Below are 25,249 nucleotides of genomic sequence, written 5' to 3'. Positions count from 1 at the left end.
AACCTTTGTCTGCTCAAGCGGTTTCAGCCGTTGAGCACCATGCGCACCATTTGCCTGAGCGCTTCAGGATTGTAGGGTTTGCTCAACAGGTGGGTGTCGGGGCTGAGCTGGTGGTTGCGCGAGATGATGTCGCGGGTATGCCCTGAGGTGAACAACACGGCCACCGGTGGTTCCTGCACTTTCGCCCAGGCCGCCAGATCCGAACTCTTGATCAGGCCGGGCATGACCACGTCGGTAAATATCAGGTCCACCGCCAGCCCTTCCAGCAACATTTGCATGGCGACGTCACCGTTGGTGGCCGTAAGGACCTGATAGCCCTCTTCTCGCAACAACTCCACCGCCGCTACCCGCACGGCCTCATTGTCCTCCACCACCAGGATGCGCTCGTGCCCGCCCCGTTGCGGCACATCAGCGCCCGGCGTTTCGCTGGGTGCCGCGCGCAAGGTGCGCGGGAAGTACAACTGCACCCGGGTCCCCCGCCCCACTTCACTGGCGATTTCGATATGACCGCCACTCTGCTTGACGAAGCCAAACACCATGCTCAGGCCCAGGCCGGTACCCTGCCCGTCGGCCTTTGTGGTGAAGAACGGCTCGAACGCCTGGGCCAGTACCTGTGGCGGCATGCCGACACCGGTATCCGTCACGGACACCCGCACATAGTCCCCGGGGGCAATGCCCTTTGCGGCACAAAACTTGCGATCGAGGACGATGTTTTCCGCGCACAGGTCAATCCTGCCCTCGCCTTGAAGGGCGTCACGGGCATTGATCGCCAGATTGAGAATGGCGTTTTCCAGTTGATTGCGATCGACGAACACATTCCACGAGTCTTCGGGTGCCGTCATGTGAACCTGAAGGGTTTCACCCAGGGCACGCAGCAGCAGCTCCGCCAGGCCATCGAAAATCTGCCGCAATGTGAAGACCGCGGGCGACAACGGTTGGCGACGGGCGAATGCTAGCAATTGCGAGGACAGCTTGGCACCGCGCTCGACGGCAGCGATCGACGCCGAGACCCGGCGTTGCACATTGGCGTTACCCGGCTCATGGCGTGCCAGCAGGTGCAGGTTGCCGGCGATCACTTGCAACAGGTTGTTGAAGTCATGGGCCACACCGCCGGTGAGGCCACCGATGGCTTCGAGTTTCTGTGACTGGCGCAGTTGTTCCTCCGCCGCCAGCCGCGCCTCGACCTCATCGGCCACCCGCTGCTCCAGGTTGCGGGTGAACTTGAGCAGGGACTCTTCGGCATTCTTGCGTTCGTGGATATCGATCAGCACGCCGGGGAAGCGAAACGCCTCGCCCTGCTCATTGAACTCGCAACAACCACTGGCGAGTACCCAGAGGTAGCTGCCATCCGGGCGCTGGATCCGGTATTCGACGTTATAGGGTTCGCCCGTCTCAACCGATAGTGTGACTCGTTCCTGGACCCAACTGCGGTCGTCCGGATGGATCCGGCTTTCAGCGATTTCCCGGGACAGGTTTTGCAGGTCTTGCCCGGGCGGATAAGAGAACGCGCGAGCGAAGCGCTCATCACCCGTCAGTACGTTGGCCTTGATGTCCCAGACAAAGGAACCGAGCAAGGCGCCAGCGTTGAGCGCCAGGCGTACCCGTTCGTTGTCGGCGCGGTAGGCGTCTTCAGCCACTTGTCGCCGTTGCTCGGAGATCACCCGCTCCGTGGTTTCCACCACCATGGACATGACCCCGGCCGGGCGCCCGTCATCGTCAGCCACCGGGCTGTAGTAGAGGTCCATCCAGACATCTTCCGGAACCCCGTCACGCAGCAGCACCAGCTCTTTGTTGCGATAGGACAAGGTGCCGCCCGCCAGGCAGGTGTCGACCACGTGGCGATTGAATTCGGCGACTTCCGGCCAACCCAGCTCTACAGCGGAACCGAGCAGATACGGATGACGCCCACCGGCAAACTTGGAGTAAGCGTCGTTATAGATCATGTAGCCGGACTGGCCCCAGAGCATCACCATCGGCAGCGGGGACGCGAGCATCAACTGCACCGCGCTGCTCAGGCTCCTGGACCATGAATCGAGCGGGCCAAGTTCGGTCGGGCTCCAGTCGAACGCACGAATGCGCCCGGCCATTTCGCCGTTCCACCCGGAGCACCCGTGGCTTTCCTCTAGAAACTGCATCGGCTGGCTCTATCCCGGTAAGTTGCACCCGTTTGTTTCGAGCATCCTGCGCGCTATTCGTTTCATAGAGGTATAGCTGATTCTCGCGGGCCACTGGAGATCCCACTATTTGCTCCTCAGTAACCGCGAGCAGGCTCGCTCCTACAGGGAAATGCGGGGTTAGTGAAAATCCCGGCTGCGCACGCTGATGCCATCGAGCAACGGGCTCAGGTCACTCAAGCGTCCGGCAATCAGATGCCGGACCTCACCCTCCTTCTCCCAGCGCCCATCGACCTTGAGCAACTGCGAGCCGACCAACACCTGGCGCTGGCGCTCTGCCAGGTCGCGCCACACCACCACGTTGACGTTGCCGAACTCGTCCTCGAGGGTAACGAACGTCACGCCGCTGGCGGTGGCCGGGCGTTGTCGGCCGGTAACCAGTCCGGCAACGCTGACGGGCCGACCGTGCTCGACGTCCAGCAACTCCTTCGAACTGCGGCAGCGCCGCGCCTTTAACTCACCGCGCAACAGGGCCAACGGATGCGGCCCGAGGGTGGTGCCGACACTGGCGTAATCGGCTTGCAGGTCCTCGCCCACGGTGGGTCTGGGCAACGACACCGCGTCCTCTTCCTGGCTCGGCAGGCCGGCAAACAGAGCCAGCTGTTTTTGTACCCCGGCCACTTCCCAGCGTGCCCGATGCCGGTCGCCGGCCAGCCCACGCAACGCGCCGGCATCGGCCAGTTGCTCCTGGGCGCGGGCATCGAGTCGCGCCCGTTCGCCCAGGTCGGCGATGTCGGCAAACGCGCCTTTGGAGCGTGCCGTCTCGATGCGCCGGGCATCGTCCTCGCGAAAACCCTTGATCATGCGTAGCCCCAAGCGAATCGCCGGTTGCGCACCGGCGATCGGCTCCAGGCTGCAATCCCAGTCACTGGCGCGCACGTCCACCGGACGAACCTGCAAATGATGACGCCGTACGTCCTGCAGAATCTGGTCCGGGCTGTAGAACCCCATCGGCCAACTGTTGATCAGCGCACAGGCGAAGGCCGCCGGCTCGTGGCATTTCAACCAGCAACTGGCGTAGGTCAGCAAGGCAAAACTGGCCGCGTGGGACTCGGGAAAACCGTAGCTGCCAAAGCCCTTGATCTGCTCGAAGATCTGCGCGGCGAACTCGGCGGTGTAGCCGTTTTTCTTCATCCCGGCGGCCAGCCGTTCCTTGTGTGGCTCGAGCCCGCCATGGCGTTTCCACGCGGCCATGGAACGGCGTAGCTGGTCGGCCTCGCCGGGGCTGTAGTCGGCGGCGACGATGGCGATCTGCATCACCTGTTCCTGAAACAGAGGAACGCCGAGGGTGCGCTTGAGCACCACCTCCAGCTCCGGTGACGGATAGGCCTCCGGTTCTTCCTTGTTCCGTCGCCGAAGGTACGGATGCACCATGCCGCCCTGGATCGGACCCGGCCGAACGATGGCGACCTCGATCACCAGGTCGTAAAACGTCTTCGGCCTGAGCCTCGGCAGCATCGACATCTGCGCCCGGGATTCGATCTGGAACACGCCGATGGTGTCGGCCCGACCGATCATTTCGTAGGTGGCCGTATCTTCGGACGGGATGGTCGCCAGACTCAGGTCCAGCCCCCGGTGCCGGCGCAGCAGATCGAAACATCGGCGAATCGCGCTGAGCATGCCCAGCGCCAGGATATCGACCTTGAGCAAACCGACCGCATCGAGATCATCCTTGTCCCACTGGATGATGGTGCGCTCGGCCATGGCGGCATTTTCCACCGGCACCAGACTGTCCAGCGGCTGCTCGGAAATCACGAAACCGCCGGGGTGCTGGGACAAATGCCGGGGGAAGCCGATCAACTGCCCCGTCAGCCTCAGCACCCGGTGCAACACTGGGCTTTCGGGGTCAAACCCGCCCTCGCGCAGACGTTCCACGGGAGGCGTTTCATCGCTCCAGTGCCCGCAACAATCGGCCAGGGCGTTGATCTGGTCCGGCGGCAAGCCCAAGGCCTTGGCCACATCGCGCACCGCTCCGGCGGCGTGGTAAGTGCTGACCACCGCCGTCAATGCGGCCCGGGCCCGGCCATAACGCTGGAACACGTACTGCAAGACTTCCTCGCGGCGTTCATGCTCGAAATCGACGTCTATGTCCGGCGGCTCGTTACGTTCCTTGGACAGAAAGCGCTCGAACAACAACGTGGTGCGATCCGGATCGATTTCGGTGATGCCCAGGGCGAAGCACACTGCCGAGTTGGCGGCAGAACCGCGCCCCTGACAAAGAATCTGTTGCTGGCGGGCAAAGCGGACGATGTCGTGGACTGTCAGGAAGTAGCTTTCATAGCCCAGCTCCGCGATCAGTTGCAGCTCCTTGTCGATCTGCACCAGCACTTCGCTTTTCGGCCCTTTTGGCCAGCGCCACTCGATGCCTTCCTCGGTCAAATGACGCAGCCACGAGGTAGCCGAGTGTCCTTGCGGCACCAGTTCGCGGGGGTACTGGTAACGCAACTGGCCAAGATCAAAGGTGCAGCGCCGGGCGATGTTCAGCGTTTCGGCCAGCAAGTCGGGCGGATAAAGCGCTTGCAGCACGTCGAGGCTGCGCAGATGGCGCTCGCCGTTGGGGTGCAGGCGCAACCCGGCATCGGCCACCGGCAGGTGATGACGGATCGCGGTCATGGTGTCCTGCAAGGCGCGCCGGCCGCGCGCGTGCATGTGCACATCGCCACTGGCCACGGCCGCGATGCACAACTCCCTGGCCAGGGTCAGCAGATCGCCCAGGCGCCGGGCATCGTCCTGGCCGCGATGCAACTGCACCGCCAGCCACAGGCGCTCGGCGAAGACCTGTTTGAGCCAGCGCCCCTGTTCAAAGGCATCGACAGCGTCCGGCACCCACAACGCCAACAATCCCGGCAAGGGCTCGCTGAAGTCTTCATGCAGCACCTGATACTGGCCTTTCTGCGTGCGGCGCCGGGCGCGGGTGATCAATCGGCACAGCGCCTGATAGCCCTCGAGGCTCTCCACCAGCAGCACCAGTTTCGGACCGTTCTCGATGCGTATTTCACTGCCGATGATCAGCGGCAACTCCACGGACTTCGCCGCTTGCCAGGCCCGAACGATGCCCGCCAGGGTGCATTCGTCGGTGATCGCCAGGGCTTGATAACCCTGCTTTTTCGCGCGCTGGAACAGCTCGAGGGCACTGGAGGCACCGCGCTGGAAGCTGAAGTTCGACAGGCAGTGCAGTTCGGCATAGTCGCTGCTCATGCGAACCAGCCCTGCAACCACAGCGGGCCGTCCTCACCGACCGCCCGGTAGGCCCAGCCCTGTTGGCCGGCACGGGTTTCGATCAGGTAATAGTCACGGCGTACGTCGTCGCCGTCCCACCAGCCGGACTCGATACGCTCCGGCCCCATGAGGATGCGCGCCGAGCCCTGATGCACGGCCAGCGGCTCAGTCAGCAGCCAGCCCGGCCGTTTCACCGCGGCCGGCACCGCGCAAGGCTGGCTGTCGGCACGGGCCTGCCACGCGCACTCGGGGCGGTGATCGGCCTGGAAGCGCAAGCCATGCACCGCGTCATCCCCCAGCCGTGCACGCAGGCGTTCGCGCAGTTGCTCCCAGGGCAAGGACTGCTGCGGGCGATCGTCGAACAGTTCCTGATGCTGGGGCACGAAGGTCGGCAAATCCTCGGCGCGCAGGCGAAAGCCGCGCACCGGCGCCTCGACCTGGACTTGCTCCAGCCGCCCCCGGGCCAGTTCGAAGAGCATCGCCGGATCGCGCTCGGCACTGAGCAGGCCGACCTTGATGAGCGTGTCCGGCAACCCGGCGTGCTCCAGATGCAGGTCGAAATGCTGTACGCCGCTATCGCGACCGCAGAGGAACGCCGACAGGTCTCCCGTCAACCGGCGCAACGGAAACAGCAAGGCTTGATGGGACTGCACATCGAAATTGAGCTCTATACGCACATCGAAGCGGTCCGGCGGCAGGTAGAACGCCAGCGCCAACCGCCGCAAACCCAAGAGGGCATCCAGGTGCTTGAGCACCTGGGCCTCGAAGCGCCGGGCCAGGCTATGCCGGGGCAGCGCCTGCACCTGGCTCAAGGTGCGCAGGCCCATGCGCGACAAGGCCGTGGCGACCGAGGCTTCGAGGCCGACCCGGTCGACGGGCATTTGCCCCAGGTGATGCTGCAAGGCTTGATCGTCCGGCACCACCAGTCCGTCATAGGCGTTGGCCAGCACCCGCGCCGCCACCGGGTTGGGCGCGGCCACGATGCGGTGGCGAAACCCCAGTTCACCGAGTTCACGGCGCAGAAGCGCTTCGAATTGCGGCCAGGCGCCGAACAGGCCGAGGCTGGATTCGATCTCGAACACCAGGGCCCGGGGGTAATGCACGCTGACCTGGGAACTGAAGCGATAGGCCCAGGCGGCGAGAAACCGCTGCCAGTGTTCGATTTCAGCAGCGTCATATTCAGCCGTGACAAAACCTTTGCTCAAGGCCTGTGCCGCGCTCATGGACTGGCCTGGACGCAAACCCAGCGCCCGCGCCGCGCCGTTAACGGCCTGCAGCACCCGGCGCTGGGCCGGGCCGGTCAGCAGCGCCAGGGGTTCATCGGGATCGGCGCGCTGACGCAGTACCGCGTCCAGCGCCAATTGCGGGAAAACAATGCAGACCCAGCGCATGGCAACCTCAATGCCCCACGGCGAAGGCAATCGGCGCCGAACGGGCCAGGCCGCCGCGGCACTTGAGCACCCGCAGTTGTGCCGGACGGGCATCGATGGCAATGCGCAGGGCCGCCGGCGAAGGGTTGATCGCTTCACCGAGGGGACGATAGGCGAAGGCCAGGGTCTGGCCGGTTTCCGCCGCCACCTGCAAGCGGCGCAAGGCGCGGTCATCGGCCTTGTGCGGCCAGCACAGCACCGCGCCGCAACTGCCCGAACGCAGGCATTGCTCCGCGGCCCACAGTGCATCGCGCTCGCTGGCCTGGATGATCGACAACTGCCGCAGATCGACCCCGGCGCCCTGCCACGCCTGGGGGTACGGCACATAAGGCGGCGCCACCAGCACGATGCGCTCGCCCGCCGCCGACAGCCGTGCCAGGGTCGGCCACACCAGTTGCAACTCGCCCACGCCCTGCCCGGCCAACAGGATTTCCGTCAGCGCCGCCTCCGGCCAGCCACCGCTGGGCAACGCGGCGTCCAGCGCGGCATGCCCGGTGGGTTGCGGGCTGGCGGCCGGTGGCGCAGGCCGGCCCTTCCAGACCTGGCCGCCATTGAACAGCGTATCCAGCGCAACGACGGCGCCCATCAGCCTTGCCTCACCAGGCCACAGAACACGCCTTCGATGGCCAGGTCCCGGTCGGCCTCGACAATGATCGGCTGGTAGGCCGGGTTGCGTGGCAGCAGGCGAACCACATCGCCGACCCGCTCGAAGCGCTTGATGGTGACTTCGCCGTCGAGCCGCGCCACGACGATCTGGCCGTTGAGCGCCTCGGGGTTGCGGTGCACGCCCACCAGATCGCCGTCGAGAATGCCGTCCTCGATCATCGAATCACCGCGCACCCGCAACATGTAGTCCGGCACCCGCGAGAAGATCGACGGATCGAGCAGCAAGCGGCTGTGCACCTCGGCATCAGCCCCGATCGGCGCACCGGCCGCCACCCGGCCAAGCACCGGGATGTCCAGCAACTCGGGCCGCGGCGGCTGCCCGAGCAGGCGAATGCCCCGGGCCTGATGCGGGTTGACCTCGATAAACCCGGCTTCGGTCAGCGCCAGCACATGCTTGCGCGCCACACTGCGAGAGGCAAAACCGAACGCCTCGCTGATTTCAGCGAGGCTCGGAGGCTGACCGTGCTCGGCGATGCGATCGCGGATAAAGGTCAGGATGGCGGTACGGCGGGGAGTCAGAGTCGTCATGGAGTACATTTGTACTCTTTTGGCTTTTTCCTGGCAAGGACCGTGTAGGAGCTGTCGAGTGAAACGAGGCTGCGATCTCTTGAGACCAGAGCGAAAAGATCGCAGCCTGCGGCAGCTCCTACAGGAGGCCGGTTCAAACGTAACGTCCAGCACTCCTTACTCGAACAAAACGGACGATCAAAAAATAGGGTCTACCGTTCGTCGCCTTTCTAAAATAATTAGCATCTGAAGAAAATAAAAATCCATAAAAAAAGTACGAAACGCACATTTACTCCTACAGAAATATTCTACTTAACATAGCAAGATCATTTCTGCTTGCCGAAAACTAAAACACAGTTTCAAAAAGGAATTTCACAGTTCCACGCTAGAAACTATCCACACCAAAACAAAACCAAGCCACTAAGGTTCCTAACATCATGCAGGACGCATCTTAAAAACATGCAGGAATCCCCCTACAACACAAAACCCTCTCGCTTGCGTCCAACAGTAAAATCAACTAATCCTTGCAGCACCACTTAATACCAAGCGCCCCCACAAATAAAAGAAAAATAAAAAACAACAAGCCTGAAAAAGTGACGCTCAATGACTAAAAATATTCTGCCCAGAGCTTTCTCCCTAACATCCATATTCATAAAAGAACAATTAAAAGAACCCATCGCTTTTTTCTGGATCATGATATCACCTTGTGCGATGTTCTATTTTCTTGCAACAACCAGGCAAGACCCCAACTATTTTTCCAGCAATTACATTACGATTTCGGCATGGTTTTATGCCTACATCTCTTCAAGTGTCGCATTATTCGGATTCGCCTTTTACATAATCGGAAGAAGGGAAAGTGGATTCACCCGATCATTTATTTACTCCAAGGAATCGAAACTAATTTTTCTTTTATCGCACTTCATTGCCTACTCGCTAATATCGATATCTTATTGCGCAACCTTTTACTTAACGACCAAATTACCATTCGGAAACTACAACCTCAATGAACTACTGAATATCACACCACGCTTTTACATCTGCTTTATCATGTTTTGCGCGATCGGGGCTGTATTCTCATTATTACCGATCAACTTTCAGAACTCGAACACTTTGCTTTCCATTTTTTCGTTCTGCATGCTGATTCTCGGCGTAATGAGTGCCAGCAGATCAAACCCCATCACCGACACTTTGAACCTCGCAAACCCACTGACACTTGCAAGCCAGATAATGGAACAAGGTCTTGAATCCAACAAACTCATCACGACAGCAATAATTTTTTTATTTATTTCAGTACTGCACAAAACCTTCAAACACCTGAGAATCAATCCCGTATGGAGTCGATACTGATGAAAAAATTCACGGCGCAGAGCATTGACTTCTCCTATACGGACAAGCCCCTCTTGACCCAGGCATCTCTTGAGGTTGCTCAAGGTGACATTGTCGGCATTCTGGGGCCCAATGGATCTGGAAAAACAACTTTTTTCGATATCGTCTGCGAGCTTAAAAAAGCAAAGTCCGGCTTGATAAAAAACGACTTCAGTCAGTTTTTATACCTTTCTCAAATCATCACCACTCCCCCGCCGCTACGCATGCGTGACATTTTTAAAATGGTGACTGCGCTGTCATCAAGCGAGCCCATGACACAAGATAAAACCCTGAAAAAACTAAGCGCGTGGAGCCCTGCGATAGTTGACCGATACCAAGACATATGGAACAAAAAATCATCGCTATGCAGCTACGGAGAGACACGCTGGTTCTTTACTCTCTCTTCTTTCAATTTCTGCAGACTTCGTGATTCTCGACGAACCTACCGCCGGTGTAGATCCGGAATTTCGTCGCTATATTTGGCAATGCCTACGCGGCGCCGCCAGGGAGGGCACCGCTATTCTGGTTTCCTCGCATAATGTTGATGAGGTAATTAACCACTGTGATTATTTTTACATGATTAGCCAGCAACGCTTCAATCGCTTTGCCAATGGTAGTGAGTTCATGCATCGGTATGGCGTAAAGACTGTGGACGATGCGTTTATCCGAGCCGTTACTGAACCGGTATTCGCAACATAAGCAACTGTAAACGCACACGGGGGAGCTGCCTTAGACTGCGACAGTTCCCGATGAGGAATGGAATTCGATTCATTCGGTAAGTTCAGCAAGATAGGCCCACGGATAAATCCCCCGCTCATGCCCATCGCTGAAGACCAGTTGCAGGCCATACCCCTGCGAGTGCAACTCGATCACCTGAACCCGCACATCCACCATCGGCGCCATCCCCCGCAACCGAAACGCCCGGCACTGCGAGCACGGGCACTGCCGGCGCAATTCGGCATGATCCAGCAGTTGCTCGCGGCCATCCGGCCAGTTCAGTCGCAACTGCTGTTTGCTGCGGGAATTGCCAATCGCCAGCGGGTTCATTGCAGTTGACTCAAAGCAATGCGCACGGCCTTGCGCACTTCAGGGTCGCCGTCGTCTTGTGCGTCCTGCAATGGCGCAATGGCCCGTGGGTCGTTCAATTCGCCCAGGGCCAGCGCGGCTTCCTTGCGCAGGTTGCTGATGCGGTGGCCGAGGGTGTCGATCAGCGCTTCGAGCGCCGGTACAAAACGCAAGCGCCCGAGGCTGCGGGTGGCGCGCAGGCGCACTTGCCAGTAATCGTCGTCCAGGGCGTCGATCAGGGCCGGGCCGGCGTCGAGGTGGCCGACCTTACCCAGGGTGGTGGCGGCTTCTTCGCGGACTTGCCAGGCAGCGTCGCGCAAGGCCTGGCGCAGGGCCGGCAGCACCTGTGCGTCAGACGCCAGGCCCAGCGCCCCGGTGGCGGCGCGCCGAACTTCAGTGTCCGGGTCAGCGCTGGCCAACCGCGCCAAGGCCGGCAAGGCATCGAGTTGCTTGAGCCAGCCGAGCACGCCCACCGCCTCACGGCGCACGCTGGCGCTTTCATCAATCAGTGCCCGGGCCGCCGCATCGGCGGCATCGGGGCAACGCAACTCGCGCAACGCCCTGAATGCGGCGATGCGTACGCCGCTGTCGGCGTGCCCGGTCCACGGCAGGATGACCCGGCCCGCCGCTTCACTCTTGAGCAGGCTGAGGCTTTGCGCTGCGGCCACCTGCACCGCCGGGGATGGGTCCGTCAGGGCCTGGCACAGCGCTTCGACCACCGGTTCGTCCTCCCAGGCTTCCAGCAGGCGTGCGGCTTCGGCGCGAACGTCCGCAATCGGGTCTTCGGCCAGTCGATCGATCAGCCACAGCAGGCCGTCCGGTTCCTCGAGATCGGCCAGTTCGATCAGCGCGATCCGGCGTACACCGGGGTCGTCATCGGTCAGGCGCGGCTGCAGGGCAAGAATGTCGTCGTTATCGGTTACATCGAATAGTGAGGTCATAGGGCAAATCGCGGCAGTTTGGTTTCAGGGGGAAGTCCGAGCGGGTTCAGGCGCGGCAGTTGCCGGCCGTCTTCGTGCCGCAGGAGTTCGAGGCAATGGCGCTTGAGGTGCGAGAATTCGGGGCTTGTCACCAGTTGCGTGCTGCGTGGCCGGGGGAAGTCCAGGCGCAAGTCTTCGATGATCCGGCCGGGCCGTGTACTCATGACCAGCAGGCGATCGGCGAGGAACAGCGCTTCGTCGATGTCATGGGTGACAAACACCACGGTGGTGCGGATGCGCGTCCAGATGTCCAGCAGCAGTTCCTGCATGTTCAATCGGGTCAGGGCATCGAGGGCGCCGAAGGGTTCGTCCATCAGCAACAGGCGCGGACGGTTGACCAACACCCGGGCGATTTCCACCCGTTGCTGCATGCCGCCGGAGAGCTGATCGGGCCAGCGCCCGGCAAAGCCTTCGAGGCCCACCAGGGCGAGGATTTCATCCGCTGCCTTGTGCCGTTCGGCCTTGCCGATGCCTTGCATTTTCAAGCCGAACGCCACGTTGTCACGCACCGTGCGCCACGGAAACAGCGTGTGCTGCTGGAACACCATGCCGCGCTGGGGCGATGGGCCCGCCACCGCTGCGCCATCGACATTCAGGGTGCCGGTGCGCGGTTGCAGGTGGCCGGCCAGTGCGCCGAGCAAGGTGGACTTGCCGCAACCGGAAGGCCCGAGAATGCACACGAACTGCCCCGGTTCGATCTGGCAATCGAGGCCCTGCACCGCTTCGAAAGCCGCGGCCCCCTCGCCCAGGCTGATCGACAGCCCGCGAATTTCGATGCGCCCTTCCAGGTGTTGAAAAACGCTCATCAGGCTTTTCCTCGTGGTCGATGCCAGGGCGTAAACAGCCCGCCCAGACGCTTGATCAACAGGCTGCTGCCCATCCCGAGCACGCCGATCAGCAACATGCCGACCACGATGTCGGCGTAGTTCTGGATGGTGTAGGACTCCCAGGTGTAATAGCCGATGCCGAATTGGCCGGAGATCATTTCCGCCGTCACCAGGCAGAACCACGAGGTGCCCATGCCGATGGCCAGGCCGGTGATGATGCTGGGCGCGGCCCCCGGCAGAACAACCTCCAGCAGGATTGCCCGGCGCCCTGCCCCGAGGCTTTTCGCCGAGGCGATCAGCCGTGGGTCGACGCCTTCGACGCCGTGCACGGTGTTGAGCAGGATCGGGAACAGTGCGCCGGTGAAGGTGATGAACACCATCGACAGCTCCGAGGAGGGAAACATCAGGATCGCCAGGGGAATCCATGCCACCGCAGGGATCGGGCGCAGCACTTCCAGGGGCGGCAGCAAGAGATCTTCGGCCCATTTCGAGCGGCCGATGGCCAGGCCCAGGGCCACGCCGATGATCAGCGCCGCGAGGTAACCGGCGAACACCCGGCCGAGGCTGCTGCCCAGGTGTTGACCGAGTTTGCCCGAGTCGCCGAGGCCGAGGGCAGCTTCAATGACCGCCACGGGTGTCGGGACGTTGGCGAAGGTCACCAGGCCGAGGTTCCAGTGGTGGCTGGCGGCGAGTTGCCAGAACAGCAGGCAGAGCAGCAGTGAAGCGACCCTTGGAATCCAACGTAAAAATGATCCAGACATACACATTTCCCGATGGCAATCACAACCCCTGTAGGAGCTGCCGAAGGCTGCGATCTTTGACGGCTTCACGATTGCCGAAGAGCACGATCAAAAGATCGCAGCCTTCGGCAGCTCCTACAGGGAACCGTGGTGTTTGGGGGGTTAGCGAACCGCCACGGCCTGGGCAGTGGCATCGGTAAAGTCAAAGACCTTGCCGCCCTGGGCCGTGGCGAACTGTTGGGCCTGACCTTTGAGCAGGAACGCGCTCAGCCGTCCTTTCCCGTCGGTGGCAAACCACGCCTGATCCGCCAGCAACTTGATCCCGCTGTCGCTGGCCTGGGCGTACACCGCGCGGATGTTCTTGCCTTCCTGTTTCAGCGCTGTCAGCGCGGTAAATGCCGACTCCGCCGAGGCGTATTGACGAACTTTCGGCTCGCCGCGCACCCAGATTTCCACCACATGACTGAAGTCGGTGATGGCTTGGCCGCTGGCGGCATCGATGGCCTTGAGCGGCGCCGGCCCGTAACTGGCCAGTTGCGCGCTGTAGTCCAGGTTCGAGGCCTTGAAGGCGGCGCGGATGTATTGGTCGTCGATGAAGGTGTTGAGATCGAGCCCGCGATCGGCCTTCTTCAACAACTTGAGGGTATCGATGGCGGTGCCCACGGCCTGACGGTATTCCGGCTTCCAGCTCAGGTCGCGGGTCTGCACACCGAGGGGGCCATGGAACAGGTAATTGACCTCGGCATCGACCCCGGTGACCCCGGCGATCAACTCGCTGTATTTCTCCGGTTCAGCCGCCAGCAACTGGTTGGCTTCGATGCTCGCCCGCAGGTAAGCGACGACGATTTCCGGGTACTTCTTCGCATAGGCCTGATCGACCAGCGCACCGTGGAAGGTCGGCGCGTTGGCCTGGGCACCGTCATAAATCTTGCGCGCGAAACCACGACTCGGGAACAGTTCGGCGAAGGGCACGAAGTCGGCATGGGCATCGATCTTGCCGGCCTGCAACGCGGAGCCGGCGACTTCCGGCGGCTGGGCGATGATGTTCACGTCCTTGAGCGGGTCCCAGCCCTGGGCCGCGACGGCCCGCAGCAACATGCCATGGGCGGTGGAAGCGAACGGCACGGAAATGGTCTTGCCCTTGAGCTCTGCGAGCGACTGCACGCCCGATGCGCTCGGCACCACGATGCCGTTGCCACTGCCCTTGATGCTGCCCGACAGCACGCTGATGAACAGGCTGTGCTTGCCCGCCGTTTCGAACGCCACGCCGTTGAACGCGCCGGGGAAGTCGGCCATGGCGCCGAAGTCGAGCTTGCCGGCCACCATCTCATTGGTCAGGGGGGCGCCGCTGGTGAAGTTTTTCCACTGCACCTCGTATTGGGCGTCTTTGTAGGGGCCATCGTGGGGCAGGTATTTGTCCAGCAGACCGAGTTCGCGAATCAACAATCCGCCGGCGGCGCAGTTGATGGTGGTGTCCTGGGTGCCGATGGCAATGCGGATGGTTTCGGCCGAGGCCGACAGGGTGAATGAAGCCAGTACCAGACCGGCTAAAGCTGCACGCAACATCATGAGTGTTTCCCCTCGAATCATTTATTGGATGTTCGTCTCCGCCACGATCAGGGCGCGGTGGGAAACGAGGGGTGTCTTGAATCAGGCGTCCGGTGGTGCCGGATGGCGTTTTGTTGTCTGGGCTGGCCTCTTCGCGAGCAAGCCCGCTCCCACAGGGTGTTGCGGTGTACACGGACTTGCGTCTGGCCTCGATCCATTGTGGGAGCGGGCTTGCTCGCGAAGGCGTCCGGTCAGTCAATGGGGATGCCAGCTGTGCCGGCCTCTTCGCGGGCAAGCCCGCTCCCACAGTTGATAGTGTTTCAGCGCAGCAGGTACGGGATCTCTACTTTCACAGCCCCTGTCGGGCAGTCCTTTTCACAGGGCATGCAGTACCAGCATTCATCGAACGCCATGTAGGCCTTTTGCGTGGCCGGGTTGATCGCCAGCAGGTCCATCGGGCAGACGTCGACGCACACGGTGCAGCCTTTGTGGGCGATGCATTTGTCCTCGTCGATGGTGACGGGGGCGTTGGAACGGAAGAAGATTTCCTGGGCTTGATAGGCCATTTCACGGTCTCTCTCTTGGGTGATGCTCAGGCGGCATCCGCGCCGACCCGCAGCCGGTCGTAGGCCTGCAACTCGTCGGCATCGAGCGGGATGATGTAAGGCTCGACGGCTTTCTTGAAACTGCTCATCAAACCGTTTTCGTCTTTCTTCAGGTGGCAATGGCAGAACCAGTCGCGGTCGTTGCGTTGCGGGTGATCGACGCGGTGGTGGTAAAGCCCCCAGCGGCTCTCGGCGCGGAACAATGAAGCGCGGGCGGCCATTTCGGCGCAGTCGCGGATCATGCTGACTTCCATGGCGCGCATCAGTTCGTGGGCGTTGTGGGCCTTGATCTGGTCGAGATCACGCTGGATGTCGCTGAAGCGTTGCAGGCCGATCTGCATCTTCCTGGTCACTTTCGGCGGTTGCAGGTAGTCATTGACGAAGCGCCGCAGCTTGTACTCGACCTGGGCCGGTGGCAGGCCGTGCTCACGATCCAGCGGTGCGTAGACCCGTTGCTTTTCGGTTTCGATCTGCCGCGCATCCAGCGCCGAAAACTCGCGCCCGGCGACAAAATCCGCCGCGTTGTGGCCAGCGAACCAGCCGTAGGTGAACGCGCCAAGCATGTAGTTGTGCGGCACGGCGGCCATGTCCCCCGCCGAGTACAAGCCCTTGACCGAGGTCTCGGCCTTCTCGTTGACCCACACCCCCGACGCCGAATGCCCGCTGCAAAAACCGATCTCGGAGATGTGCATCTCGATCATCTGCGTGCGGTAGTCGGTGCCGCGATTGGCGTGGAACTGGCCGCGACTCGGACGCTCGTTGCTGTGCAGGATCTCTTCGATGTTCTGGATGGTTTCCTCGGCCAGGTGATCGAGCTTGAGGAATACCGGACCATTGCCGCTTTCCAGCTCCTGATGGAATTCCCACATCATCTGCCCGCTCCAGTAGTCGCACTCGATGAAGCGTTCGCCCTTGTTGTTGGCGGTGTAGCCGCCCAAGGGGCCGGTGACGTAGGCGCAGGCCGGGCCGTTGTAATCCTTGATCAGCGGGTTGATCTGGAAGCATTCCAGGTTCGCCAGTTCGGCCCCGGCGTGGTAGGCCATCGAGTAGCCGTCGCCGGCATTGGTCGGGTTTTCGTAGGTGCCCATCAGGTAGCCCGAGGACGGTAATCCCAGGCGTCCGGCGGCACCGCAGGCGAGGATCACCGCCTTGGCCTTGATCACATGGAAGTCCGCCGTGCGGCAATCAAAGCCCATCACCCCGTTGACCGCGCCCTCTTCGTCCGTCAGCAATCGGGTGCAGACCAGGCGATTGGTGATGCTCACCCGCGCGCGCTTCAACTGCCGATAGAGGACTTTCTTGATGTCGTGCCCTTCCGGCATCGGCAACACATAAGCGCCCATGTGGTGAACCTTCTTCACCGCGTAGTCGCCGGTTTCGTCCTTCTCGAATTTCACGCCCCAGCGGTCCAGTTGCGAGAGGGTTTCAAAGCTGTGGGTGGCATAGGCGTACACCGCGGCCTGATTGACGATGCCGTCGTTGGCGATGGTGATTTCCTTGGTGTATTGCTCAGGCGTCGAGTGACCGGGAATGATCGCGTTGTTCAGGCCGTCCATGCCCATGCTGATCGCGCCGCTGCGCTTGACGTTGGCCTTGTCGATCAACAACACCCGCAGGTCGCGGTTGCGTTCCTTGGCCTTGATCGCCGCCATGGGGCCGGCGGTGCCGCCGCCTATGACAACGATGTCGTATTCCTGCTCCAACGTGCTGCGCGTCATGCCTGCTCCCCTTTTTGCCGGTCGATCCGCAGGCGGTACTGGAAAGCATCGCCACGGTAGTAAAGGTGTTCGAAGTCCAGCGGCCGACCCTCGACATCATGGGTCAGGCGCTCGATGCGCATGATCGGCGAGCCGGGTTCAACGTTCAGCGCCTGGGTCAGGTCGCTGTCGGCCAGCACCGCATCGATGGCCAGGTCGGCGTGCCCCAGGGCCAGGCCGCAGTCGTTTTCCAGGATCAGGAAAATGTCGCGGGTGACCAGGTCGGCTTTTTCCAAGCGCTCACCAACGGCCTTGGGCAGGTAGGTGATTTCCAGGGAAACCGGCTCGCGATTGATCAGGCGCACACGCTTGATCTGCGCCACGACCTCGCCTTCGGCCACCTGCAAACGCTCGGCGACGAGCTTGTCGGCGGCAATGAACTTGAAGCTGCGCAGGCGGTTGATCACCTCATAGCCGCGACCGGTCATCGACTCGGCCAGGCCTTGCAGGGTGCTGACGTTCTGGAAGGTTTTCGGCTTGGCGACGAAGGTGCCCTTGCCGTGGATCTTGAAGATCAGCCCCTCCTTTTGCAGGTCGCCCAAGGCCTGGCGCACGGTGATGCGACTGACCTTGAACAACGCGCCAAGCTCGCTTTCGGAAGGCATCTGGCTGTCTTGCGGGTATTCGCCGTCGAGGATGCGTGCGCGCAGCACGTCTCGCAGCTGGGTGTGCAACGGGACGCTGCTCAGGGATAGAACGTTATCGGTCATGGCAGATCACTTGTTATAACGAGTTATGACGTGATCTTAGAGAGGTTATGACAGGCTTGAGAAATACCGAATGCGCATAAGGTTAGAAGTGCAACACAACCAAAAACTGTAGGAGCTGCCGGAGGCTGCGATCTGTTGATTTTGTTTTTTAAGCCAGGATCAAAAGATCGCAGCCTCCGGCAGCTCCTACAGGGGATTGTGTGTGGTCTGAAGGATCAGTGGCGCTTGAGGATCTGGTCCATCACCCAATCGGTCTTCAGCGCCTGCTCGGCCACGGCCGGGTGCTGGGCCTCGCCACGAATATGCGCATTCATGCCCATTACGTGGTGCCACTGAATGTGGGCGTGATGCTCGATGGTCAGGCTGAGGTATTCATCGGCGTGCAGCTCGACCGGGTGTTCATCGAACACTGAAAAGGTGATCCGGCCTTTGCTGCCAATCACTTCGACCCGGTCTTCGCGACGGTCCGCAACGAAATTCCAGCAGCCCATGCCCAGTGCTCCGCTGGCAAACCGCCAGGTGGCGCTGACGGCATCTTCGGCCGCATACATACCGGCCTGGCGTGCGGTGAACCCGGCGACTTCGACGATATCGCCCAGCAGGTACTGAAACAGGTCCAGGCCATGGCTGGCCAGATCCGCAAAGTAGCCACCACCGGCAATCGCCGGATCGGTACGCCAGTTTTCACTGCCATTGCGATCCGCTGCCGACGGGGCTTTGGTGAGGGTCCAGCTCAGGTGCCGGACCTCGCCGATCCGCCCTTCCTCCAGCCATTGCCGCACTTGCCGGAAGCGTGGCAACGAACGTCGGTAATAGGACACGAACAAGTGCAGCCCGGCATCGGCAAACACCTGCTGCATCTCGCGGCTTTGCCCGGCATTCAGCGCCATCGGTTTTTCCACGCAGCAATGCTTGCCGGCGGCGGCCACCTGCAAGGCATAGGCGTGATGGCTGTCGGGCGGCGTGGCGATGTACACCGCGTCGACCTCGGGATCGTTGATCAGCGCCTGCGCATCGGTGTAGACCCGCGCGATACCGTGGCGCGCGGCGTAGTCGGTAACGGCTTCCAGGCGCCGGCCCATCACCGCCACCAACGCCGATCCGGGTGCCTTGTAGAAGGCTGGCGCGCTTTTGCGTTCAGCGACACTGCCACAGCCGATCATGCCCCAGCGCACCAGGTTCATAGGCTCTCCTTGCTTATCAGCCGACGCGCAATGCGCGCAGGTCCAGTCGACCGTCCTTGAGCGGCGGGCACCAGTAGTAGCCGCCGGTGATCGGACGGCTGATGCGGTACAGACCGTCGGTGATGCCGTCTTCCAGGCCACTCATGCGGCGCAGTTGGGCTTCGAAGGCATCGAGGGAAAAGCCGAAGGCCAGGAACATCAGGCCGGCGCGGTCGCCTTCGATCCACGGCATCGAACGGCGCACCACGAAGGCCTCGGGCGCAAAGCTTTCCTGGGCGGTGCGTTTGACGTGGGCGGAAACCGGCGCGTCGTCGAGCTCTTCGTTATCGCTCAAGCGGCGACCCATGATGTTGTCTTTTTCATCCGCCGACAGCCCATGGAAACCTTTCAGGTCATGCTGCCACTGCTGGATCGCGGCGAAGCTGCCACCCACCGTACCGTCCGCGCCCTCACCCACCAGGGCGGCGGCCACGGCGGCGGCGGCGTGGGGGTTCTCGGTGCCATCTTCATAGCCGGTCAGGTCGTGGCCATTCATGTGGCGGAAAGTTTCGTTCATCTGCACCAGGCGCAACGCCGGGGCCAGTGCCGCTTCGATGGCGTTGCTGCGGTTGAGCAACTCGCCACGGTCTTCACCGTGCAGCCAGCACCAGAGCGCATGTTGAGTCGACGGATTGTCGACGCCGACACCCGCCAAAGCCGGGAAAGTACGCAGGCCTTCAATCTGCCCCTCCAGTGCCTTGACCAGGGATTCGCCGAAGCCGACGACAGCCGATTTCCCGTCCACCAGCTGCATCAAGTTGTCGAGCGCAGCCGGCAGTGCCGCGGCGGATTCGAGGGCGAAGAACATATGGCGGGCTTGAGGCGGAACAGGGGTGGCGAGAATGCCCGGCTGGTAATGGCTCATATGAACTCCTTGAAAAAGAGCACAGAGTTTAACCGGAGTACGAGGGTTTGTGTGCCGTGAGAGGCCACAGAAGCCACTCGCCACAAAAGATCAAACCACGCTGGGGATTTCGTTGCGGAACGCACTCGGGCTCATGCCGGTCCAGCGCTTGAACGCCCGGCGAAAGCTGCGCACGTCGCTGTAGCCGACTTCTTCGGTGATGCGTTCAATGGACATGTCCGGGTTGGCCAGCAGGCTCATGGTGCGGGCCTGACGCACTTGTTCCAGCAGCGCTTCAAAGGTCAATGCGTGTTCGGTGAGGCGGCGGCGCAAGGTGCGGCTGCTCATGTTCAGGTCGCCGGCGATTTTCTCGATGTGGCTGCCTTCGGTCAGGTCCCGGGCAATCGCCCGTTCCACGGCCTGGATCAGGTCCATTTTCTGGTGCACCTGCGCGGCTTCCAGCTCGAGCAGTTTCACGGCCTGACGCAGGGCCAGGGAATGGTGATTGGGCAAGTGAACGCCCAGCCAGTGTGCCTCGATCACCATGCGGTTTTGCAGGCAGCCGAAACGCACGTCCGGCCCCAGCAGGCGCGAATATTCGCCGAGATACTCCGGCGCGGCATGCATGAACTCCACGGCCATCGGCTTGAAATCCGCCCCGACCAGCGCCCGGCCGTACACCAGCAGGCTGGCGAAAAACTCCTCGACCGCGAACAACTGCACGTCGGCGAACGGCAAGCGGCATTCAACGTCGATAAACACCCGATCCCCCGCCTCCTCCACACTCGACACGACAATGCCGCCAGAGGTGTGTTGATGGCGAATGCCCAGTTCAAAGGCATCGCGCAGGGTCTTGCACAGCGACAACACATGCCCCAACAACCCCAGCGTACCGAGCACATTCTGCGCGCCGACCCACAGGCCCAGCCCCTGATTGGGCAAGGCCTTGAGCGCGCGCTGAATCATGGCCACGGCCTGGCGATAGGAAATTCGCTGCGCCGGGTCCTGCAGGTCTTCAAAGGTAAAACCCAAGCCTCGGCACAGGCTTTCGGGGTGGATGCCTTTTTGCTCGGCGACTTCGGCCAGGGTCTGCAGGAGAAACGGCGACACCAGCGCCAGTTCAAAGGTGGGATCGGTCACTTTCATTTGCATGGGGCTATACGTTCCGGGTCGAGCTGCATTCTTATTTTTGTAACCGGCTATGTCGAAGGAAGTTAGCACAGGGTGCAAAGGCTGTCCGCAGAAGTCCCCCTAAATGGCCGCCAATACCCTGCCTTGCAGGGCGCAGACAGCTTATTTCTATGTTGCGGCCCTCGTATGGATGCCGGACAGCCCGCTAACAATAATAATGAGAACACCCATGATCCCGACCCGCACGACACTTCCCCTACTGGTCACTGGCCTGGCCGGCGTCTGCGCCCTGCAACCGGCACTGGCCACCGAGGCTGGCGTGGACAACATCGGCACCGGCACCGACGGCTTTTTCATGTTGCCGCTTTCGCCCGACAGCCTTCCGGACAACATGGTTGCCTTCAACCTCTACTACAACCACTACAAAGCCACGAAGCTCAATATCAGCTCCCTCGGCGGCAAGGTGCCGAACGTCGAGATCGAGTCCACGGCGGTCATTCCGCGCCTGGATTACCTCAGCCCGGTGCGGGTGTTTGGCGGCCGGCTGGGTGGCTACATCGCGCAGCCCTGGCTCAAGCAGGAAGTCTCGGTGTTCGGCTTGCAGGACACCCGCGAAGGCATGGGCGACACCACAGTCGCACCGATCATTCTCTGGGACATGGGCCCAGACCTGACCCTCGGCGCCGCCATCGAAATCACCGTGCCGACCGGCGAATACAGCGTTGATCGCCTGGCCAACACCAGCAACAATTTCTACACCTACAAACCCTTGTTCTCCTTCACCTGGCTGCCGACGGACAGAACCGAGGTGTCGATGAAGACCACCTACAGTTTCAACGAGAAAAACAAGGACACCGACTACAAGTCAGGGCAGATTTTCCACTTCGACTATTCCGCCAGTTTCAAGATCACCGACAATCTGATGCTCGGATTGAACGGCTATTACCTCAAGCAGACCACCGACGACAAACAGTTCGGCCACACCGTGCAGTTCAATGGCCAGGACGTGAACGACGGGGTGCGCGGCCAGGTGTTTGCCATTGGCCCGGCGCTGCACTGGACCTTTCTCGAATACGCCAGCGCGGAGATTCGCTGGGCCAAGGAGTTCGACGTGGAAAACCGGCCTGAAGGGGAAATGCTTTGGGCCAAAGTCAGTATTCCGTATGCGTTCTGACTGAAATGACGCCTTCGTCGGAACGCCGCCCGGAGCAAGCCCGCTCCCACAGGGGAATGCATTCCAAATGTGGGAGCGGGCTTGCTCGCGAAGGCGTCGGAACAGTCACCTAACAAATTTCAGGAATACACCGGCCAAGTAGCCACAATCTTCCCACCCCGAACCGCCAGCAAATCCCCGAACTGCAATAACACCGACTCCGTCTGGGTCGGGCGCAAGAACACCTGGTCCTCCACCGTCAGCCCCACCGCCGCCGACCCATTGACCATTTCCTGGTTCGAACTACGGCCATACACACCATTGCTCTGCAACCCCGCGGGCGACTCGAACTGCGCCATCCAGTTACCGCCATAGATGAAATACGTTTCGCGCTGATTGGTGTCCCACCAGGAAAACAGCCTGGACTTGTCATCCAGCGCCGGAATATTCACCGCCCCGGTGCTTTTCAACACGGGCGTGGCGATGTAGGCGGCCGGCACATGCTCGGCCAGTGACGGCAAATCATAGTGAGTGGGCTTGAGCATCGCCGTCCCCACCGACACTTCGCTGCTGAGCTGTTCGTGTTCATGCATGCGATAGCTCGGGCTGCCGGCCGTATTGAGGGTCAACCCTTCGCGCCACAAACCGGGGTATTGCCGACGGGTGAAATCGACGCAGCGGTGGTAAATCACCATCACCTTGGCGAACAGCTCCTCGGGCGAGCCCAGAATCCCCGGCACGCCCATGCCCACGAACGGGTCGTAGCCCATGAACCCGGCGAATTCCAGGTGCTGCGGGTGCTGGCTGATCAGCGTCAGCATCTGCCCGAGTACGCCAAGGTCGCTGACGCCACCGCGATGCAGCCCGACATCCAGTTCGATGTTGACCCGCATTCGCGTGCCCAGCCCTTGGGCCAGGGCGAGGTATTGCTGCAGGCGCTGCGGTGTATCGAGCAACCATTGCAATTGCGTCGAAGGGTCGAAAGGCCCCTTGTGCGACTGATAGAACAACTCGGCCGAACGCACCGGCAGCGGCTTGCCCAACAGAATGTCGGCCTCGGCAAACTGCACCGCGTCATGGTTGAGAAACGGCTGGTGAAACGACATCAGGCGTTGGGTGCCGGCGCGCCGGGCGATGTAGGCCAGGAGCCCCGGCGCCGGCAGTGATTTTTCCACCAGGCGCAGGTGCTTGCCGGCGCGCTTGACCGATTGCATCACCACATCGATGTTGTGATCCAGCCGATCAAGGTCGATCAGCATCACTGGTCGCATCGGCCCGTGGTCCTTGAGTTCGCGGTTCAGCGTACGGAAGTAATCGCTGTACGGCGCGCCTCGGTCACTCGGCCGCAGCCACGCCCCGACACCCACCAGCAAGGCGCCGACGCCTGCGCTGCCAAGCAAGAAATTGCGGCGATTGACGGCCATCAGCTCACCCCCCAGAATGGAAGACAGATGCGCATTGAGAAATTTGCCACCGGGGTCGAGTGCCTGCCGCACCTGGATGAATTCCTGCCAGCGCGGGTACAGCGGCTGCAGGTTTTTCGCGTTCAGCGTGTGCAACTTGCCCCAGTGCGGCCGGCCGTTGTACTTCCAGAAAATCGGCTCGATGGCGGCGAACAAGTTGTGATGATCCATCTGGTAATGCTGATGGACCGAGATCGAACAGCTGTCGCGGCCTTCGAACATGCTCAGTGGAATGTCGTCGGCCTTGACGTACCGGTACTCGATCGGAAACCAGGTGCGCAGGTCTTTGTCCTGTATCAGTTTGAGAATCTCGCGCAAACAGGCCGGGCCGTATTCGGCCGGCACGGAATATTCCATTTCATTGAAACGCACCGTGCGCACGTTGGCGTAGATATCGAACGAGTCCCCCACCCGGTCATCGAAACTGGCCAGGTGGCGCAGGTTGTTGAGCAGGGTGCGGCGCAGGTCCGGGAAGTCGCTGGCGTATTTGTCGATCTTCTCGATCAGCGTGACAAACTCGTTGCCGCCCTCCTCATCCGCCGGCACGGGCGGTGTGGCCGGGTCGGTGGTTTCGTTCAGGGCGATCGACAAGGCGTAGTCCGAATGGGTCACCACGAGCATTTCCCAGTGCTGGTTTTCCCGGGTGTTCTTGTCCAGGTCCTCCAGCAGTTCTTCAGTCTTGGCGATCCATTGGCGCTCCCGCAAGCGGTACGCCGGGCGGTTTTGCAGGCGCACCCTGGTGGCCACGCCCAACGCCCCCAGGGACACCCGGGCTGCGCTGTACACTTCAGGATGGCGACTGGCGTCGCAGTCCAGCACCTCGCCACTGGCAGTCACCAACTGCATGCCGCAGACATGCGCCGAATAGGATTGAAAGTTTTTGCCGGTACCGTGGGTCGAGGTCGAGATCGCGCCCGCCAGGGTCTGGTAATCGATGTCAGCCATGTTTTGCAGGGCCTGGCCGATGTCCTTGAGCGGCGTGCCCATGCGTGACATCGGGGTGCCGGCGGCGAACTCGGCCTGCAGCGTTTTCCCATCGTGATCGAGCAGACCGGTGAAATAGCTCAGCGAAAGCAAGGTGCCATCAGTGGGCACCAGCGCGCTGAAGGAGTGCGCCGAGCCCACCGGCCGAATCCTGCCGGGGGCCTGGCGCACCACCTGCGTCAACTCATCCAGATTCTTGGGCGCCAGCCGCGCCGCCGGCAGGCAACTCTGGCCGCCCGACCAGTTGCGCCAGGGAATCAGGCGTGGCGCGCGCAACAGCTCGGCCAGTGCCGGCGTTGAGCCGAGCGCGGTAAAGGCGCCAATGACGCTCGCCCGTTGCAACAACTGACGCCGTGTCAGGTCCATCGTCATGAATTGCACCCTGCCGTTCTTGTTATTGGATTTGCTGGCCGGACATAAAGGCAATCAGCGCCAGGAACTGTTCTTGCGAACACTGCATGCACAGGCCCATCGGCGGCATGCCGTTGTAACCGTTGATCGCGTGATCGAGCAGCGTGTCGGCACCCTGCAATACCCGTGGTTGCCAGGCCTTGATGTCACCGGTCAGCGGCGCCCCGGCCGCCGGATTGGCGTGGCACAGCCTGCAGCTGTTGTCGTAGACCTGCGCCAGCTCGGCGTCGGCGGGTCTCGCGGCGCCTGCTTCGCTGCGGGTCGGCGGGTTGTCCGGCGCTTCGCCGCACCCTGCCAGCAACGCCGCAAAGACACACCCCGCCAAGGCCAAACAAAGGCTAGGCTTTTCAGTTAATCGGCTTGCCCGCATGGCTGTCCTCTCATTGGCTGCCCGGCCAGCCGGGTGCAGCCTTTTTTGTTGTGATCAAGGAGAGTCAACCTTAAGGC

The 25,249-nt window shown here is 61.5% G+C and carries 21 protein-coding genes and 2 pseudogenes; 2 read left to right on the top strand and 21 right to left on the bottom strand.

The window, feature by feature from the left end; all coding sequences use genetic code 11:
* Window positions 1-23: 23 nt before the first annotated feature.
* The 7 genes from AB4O40_RS01520 to AB4O40_RS01490 form a co-directional block, all read right to left on the bottom strand.
* On the bottom strand, window positions 24-2,135 hold the full coding sequence (locus AB4O40_RS01520) for a hybrid sensor histidine kinase/response regulator (protein WP_082562953.1): 2,112 nt from the start codon (window positions 2,133-2,135) through the stop codon (window positions 24-26).
* Window positions 2,136-2,294: 159 nt separating this feature from the next.
* Window positions 2,295-5,393 (bottom strand): error-prone DNA polymerase, encoded by a 3,099-nt coding sequence (locus tag AB4O40_RS01515; RefSeq protein ID WP_460056498.1) that lies wholly within the window; start codon window positions 5,391-5,393, stop codon window positions 2,295-2,297.
* A complete protein-coding gene (locus tag AB4O40_RS01510; protein ID WP_460056501.1) occupies window positions 5,369-6,784 on the bottom strand; it encodes a Y-family DNA polymerase in 1,416 nt (471 codons plus the stop codon). Before AB4O40_RS01510 ends, AB4O40_RS01515 begins: the two co-directional genes overlap by 25 nt.
* Window positions 6,785-6,791: 7 nt before the next feature.
* Entirely contained in the window at window positions 6,792-7,409 is a 618-nt protein-coding gene (imuA, locus tag AB4O40_RS01505; RefSeq protein WP_056724376.1) for a translesion DNA synthesis-associated protein ImuA, read from the bottom strand.
* Window positions 7,409-8,026: a transcriptional repressor LexA gene (gene lexA / locus AB4O40_RS01500; protein WP_007987463.1), complete on the bottom strand. Its 618-nt coding sequence runs from the start codon at window positions 8,024-8,026 to the stop codon at window positions 7,409-7,411. The genes imuA and lexA overlap by 1 nt, the downstream gene beginning before the upstream one ends.
* A gap of 506 nt (window positions 8,027-8,532) precedes the next feature.
* Window positions 8,533-8,691 carry a hypothetical protein gene (locus AB4O40_RS01495; RefSeq protein ID WP_156385767.1) on the bottom strand — a complete coding sequence of 53 codons (159 nt, stop codon included), beginning with the start codon at window positions 8,689-8,691 and terminating at the stop codon, window positions 8,533-8,535.
* Window positions 8,692-9,090: 399 nt separating this feature from the next.
* Entirely contained in the window at window positions 9,091-9,426 is a 336-nt protein-coding gene (locus AB4O40_RS01490; RefSeq protein ID WP_460058202.1) for a hypothetical protein, read from the bottom strand.
* Here AB4O40_RS01490 and AB4O40_RS01485 point away from each other — a divergent pair.
* A pseudogene (locus AB4O40_RS01485) lies at window positions 9,343-10,060 on the top strand (ATP-binding cassette domain-containing protein). The gene AB4O40_RS01490 and the pseudogene AB4O40_RS01485 overlap by 84 nt on opposite strands.
* Before the next feature lie 69 nt (window positions 10,061-10,129).
* On the opposite strand, the gene AB4O40_RS01480 reads toward AB4O40_RS01485, so the two are convergent.
* The 11 genes from AB4O40_RS01480 to AB4O40_RS01430 all read right to left on the bottom strand — a co-directional run bounded on the left by AB4O40_RS01480 (window position 10,130) and on the right by AB4O40_RS01430 (window position 20,812).
* Window positions 10,130-10,408 (bottom strand): DUF971 domain-containing protein, encoded by a 279-nt coding sequence (locus tag AB4O40_RS01480; protein WP_458369590.1) that lies wholly within the window; start codon window positions 10,406-10,408, stop codon window positions 10,130-10,132.
* Entirely contained in the window at window positions 10,405-11,367 is a 963-nt protein-coding gene (locus AB4O40_RS01475; protein WP_223542788.1) for a HEAT repeat domain-containing protein, read from the bottom strand. Before AB4O40_RS01475 ends, AB4O40_RS01480 begins: the two co-directional genes overlap by 4 nt.
* A complete protein-coding gene (locus AB4O40_RS01470; RefSeq protein WP_460056510.1) occupies window positions 11,364-12,212 on the bottom strand; it encodes an ABC transporter ATP-binding protein in 849 nt (282 codons plus the stop codon). Before AB4O40_RS01470 ends, AB4O40_RS01475 begins: the two co-directional genes overlap by 4 nt.
* A complete protein-coding gene (locus AB4O40_RS01465; RefSeq protein ID WP_223542790.1) occupies window positions 12,212-12,994 on the bottom strand; it encodes an ABC transporter permease in 783 nt (260 codons plus the stop codon). The genes AB4O40_RS01470 and AB4O40_RS01465 overlap by 1 nt, the downstream gene beginning before the upstream one ends.
* Before the next feature lie 141 nt (window positions 12,995-13,135).
* Entirely contained in the window at window positions 13,136-14,542 is a 1,407-nt protein-coding gene (locus AB4O40_RS01460; protein WP_460056516.1) for an ABC transporter substrate-binding protein, read from the bottom strand.
* A gap of 299 nt (window positions 14,543-14,841) precedes the next feature.
* Window positions 14,842-15,087: a 4Fe-4S dicluster domain-containing protein gene (locus AB4O40_RS01455; RefSeq protein WP_056724362.1), complete on the bottom strand. Its 246-nt coding sequence runs from the start codon at window positions 15,085-15,087 to the stop codon at window positions 14,842-14,844.
* Between the two features lie 26 nt (window positions 15,088-15,113).
* Window positions 15,114-16,844, bottom strand: a complete 1,731-nt coding sequence (locus tag AB4O40_RS01450) for a fumarate reductase/succinate dehydrogenase flavoprotein subunit (protein WP_223542792.1) — start codon at window positions 16,842-16,844, stop codon at window positions 15,114-15,116.
* Entirely contained in the window at window positions 16,841-17,593 is a 753-nt protein-coding gene (locus AB4O40_RS01445; protein WP_056724359.1) for a GntR family transcriptional regulator, read from the bottom strand. The genes AB4O40_RS01450 and AB4O40_RS01445 overlap by 4 nt, the downstream gene beginning before the upstream one ends.
* Before the next feature lie 215 nt (window positions 17,594-17,808).
* Complete coding sequence (locus AB4O40_RS01440) at window positions 17,809-18,777, bottom strand: Gfo/Idh/MocA family protein (RefSeq protein ID WP_056724357.1); 969 nt, start codon at window positions 18,775-18,777, stop codon at window positions 17,809-17,811.
* Between the two features lie 16 nt (window positions 18,778-18,793).
* Entirely contained in the window at window positions 18,794-19,681 is an 888-nt protein-coding gene (locus tag AB4O40_RS01435; RefSeq protein WP_460056524.1) for a Dyp-type peroxidase, read from the bottom strand.
* 90 nt (window positions 19,682-19,771) lie between these two features.
* Window positions 19,772-20,812: an AraC family transcriptional regulator gene (locus AB4O40_RS01430; RefSeq protein ID WP_056724354.1), complete on the bottom strand. Its 1,041-nt coding sequence runs from the start codon at window positions 20,810-20,812 to the stop codon at window positions 19,772-19,774.
* Window positions 20,813-21,020: 208 nt separating this feature from the next.
* Here AB4O40_RS01430 and AB4O40_RS01425 point away from each other — a divergent pair, with 208 nt between their 5' ends.
* The gene (locus AB4O40_RS01425; RefSeq protein ID WP_223542793.1) at window positions 21,021-21,965 is read left to right on the top strand and encodes a SphA family protein; all 945 of its coding nucleotides are present in this window, start codon (window positions 21,021-21,023) and stop codon (window positions 21,963-21,965) included.
* Between the two features lie 119 nt (window positions 21,966-22,084).
* On the opposite strand, the gene AB4O40_RS01420 is transcribed toward AB4O40_RS01425, so the two are convergent.
* The 3 genes and pseudogenes from AB4O40_RS01420 to AB4O40_RS01410 all read right to left on the bottom strand — a co-directional run bounded on the left by AB4O40_RS01420 (window position 22,085) and on the right by AB4O40_RS01410 (window position 25,172).
* Window positions 22,085-23,293: a DSD1 family PLP-dependent enzyme gene (locus tag AB4O40_RS01420; protein WP_223542813.1), complete on the bottom strand. Its 1,209-nt coding sequence runs from the start codon at window positions 23,291-23,293 to the stop codon at window positions 22,085-22,087.
* 84 nt (window positions 23,294-23,377) lie between these two features.
* Window positions 23,378-24,763: pseudogene (locus AB4O40_RS01415) on the bottom strand (D-arabinono-1,4-lactone oxidase); the annotation flags it as partial.
* Window positions 24,764-24,785: 22 nt separating this feature from the next.
* Window positions 24,786-25,172, bottom strand: coding sequence for a c-type cytochrome (locus tag AB4O40_RS01410; protein ID WP_056724348.1), 387 nt, complete (start codon window positions 25,170-25,172; stop codon window positions 24,786-24,788).
* Window positions 25,173-25,249: the final 77 nt, after the last annotated feature.

The organism is Pseudomonas sp. S2_F07, from assembly GCF_054668325.1.
Note: the sequence above shows the minus strand (reverse complement) of the source record. Positions and strands in the feature narration are given on the sequence as shown.

Excerpts from the sequence above, each read along its gene's own strand:
- AB4O40_RS01520 (WP_082562953.1), bottom strand. The coding sequence starts at position 2,135 with ATGCAGTTTCTAGAGGAAAGCCACGGGTGCTCCGGGTGGAACGGCGAA.
- AB4O40_RS01510 (WP_460056501.1), bottom strand. The coding sequence starts at position 6,784 with ATGCGCTGGGTCTGCATTGTTTTCCCGCAATTGGCGCTGGACGCGGTA.
- imuA (WP_056724376.1), bottom strand. The coding sequence starts at position 7,409 with ATGGGCGCCGTCGTTGCGCTGGATACGCTGTTCAATGGCGGCCAGGTC.
- lexA (WP_007987463.1), bottom strand. The coding sequence starts at position 8,026 with ATGTACTCCATGACGACTCTGACTCCCCGCCGTACCGCCATCCTGACC.
- AB4O40_RS01495 (WP_156385767.1), bottom strand. The coding sequence starts at position 8,691 with ATGATCCAGAAAAAAGCGATGGGTTCTTTTAATTGTTCTTTTATGAAT.
- AB4O40_RS01480 (WP_458369590.1), bottom strand. The coding sequence starts at position 10,408 with ATGAACCCGCTGGCGATTGGCAATTCCCGCAGCAAACAGCAGTTGCGA.
- AB4O40_RS01475 (WP_223542788.1), bottom strand. The coding sequence starts at position 11,367 with ATGACCTCACTATTCGATGTAACCGATAACGACGACATTCTTGCCCTG.
- AB4O40_RS01470 (WP_460056510.1), bottom strand. The coding sequence starts at position 12,212 with ATGAGCGTTTTTCAACACCTGGAAGGGCGCATCGAAATTCGCGGGCTG.
- AB4O40_RS01465 (WP_223542790.1), bottom strand. The coding sequence starts at position 12,994 with ATGTCTGGATCATTTTTACGTTGGATTCCAAGGGTCGCTTCACTGCTG.
- AB4O40_RS01460 (WP_460056516.1), bottom strand. The coding sequence starts at position 14,542 with ATGATGTTGCGTGCAGCTTTAGCCGGTCTGGTACTGGCTTCATTCACC.
- AB4O40_RS01455 (WP_056724362.1), bottom strand. The coding sequence starts at position 15,087 with ATGGCCTATCAAGCCCAGGAAATCTTCTTCCGTTCCAACGCCCCCGTC.
- AB4O40_RS01450 (WP_223542792.1), bottom strand. The coding sequence starts at position 16,844 with ATGACGCGCAGCACGTTGGAGCAGGAATACGACATCGTTGTCATAGGC.
- AB4O40_RS01445 (WP_056724359.1), bottom strand. The coding sequence starts at position 17,593 with ATGACCGATAACGTTCTATCCCTGAGCAGCGTCCCGTTGCACACCCAG.
- AB4O40_RS01440 (WP_056724357.1), bottom strand. The coding sequence starts at position 18,777 with ATGAACCTGGTGCGCTGGGGCATGATCGGCTGTGGCAGTGTCGCTGAA.
- AB4O40_RS01435 (WP_460056524.1), bottom strand. The coding sequence starts at position 19,681 with ATGAGCCATTACCAGCCGGGCATTCTCGCCACCCCTGTTCCGCCTCAA.
- AB4O40_RS01430 (WP_056724354.1), bottom strand. The coding sequence starts at position 20,812 with ATGCAAATGAAAGTGACCGATCCCACCTTTGAACTGGCGCTGGTGTCG.
- AB4O40_RS01425 (WP_223542793.1), top strand. The coding sequence starts at position 21,021 with ATGATCCCGACCCGCACGACACTTCCCCTACTGGTCACTGGCCTGGCC.
- AB4O40_RS01410 (WP_056724348.1), bottom strand. The coding sequence starts at position 25,172 with ATGCGGGCAAGCCGATTAACTGAAAAGCCTAGCCTTTGTTTGGCCTTG.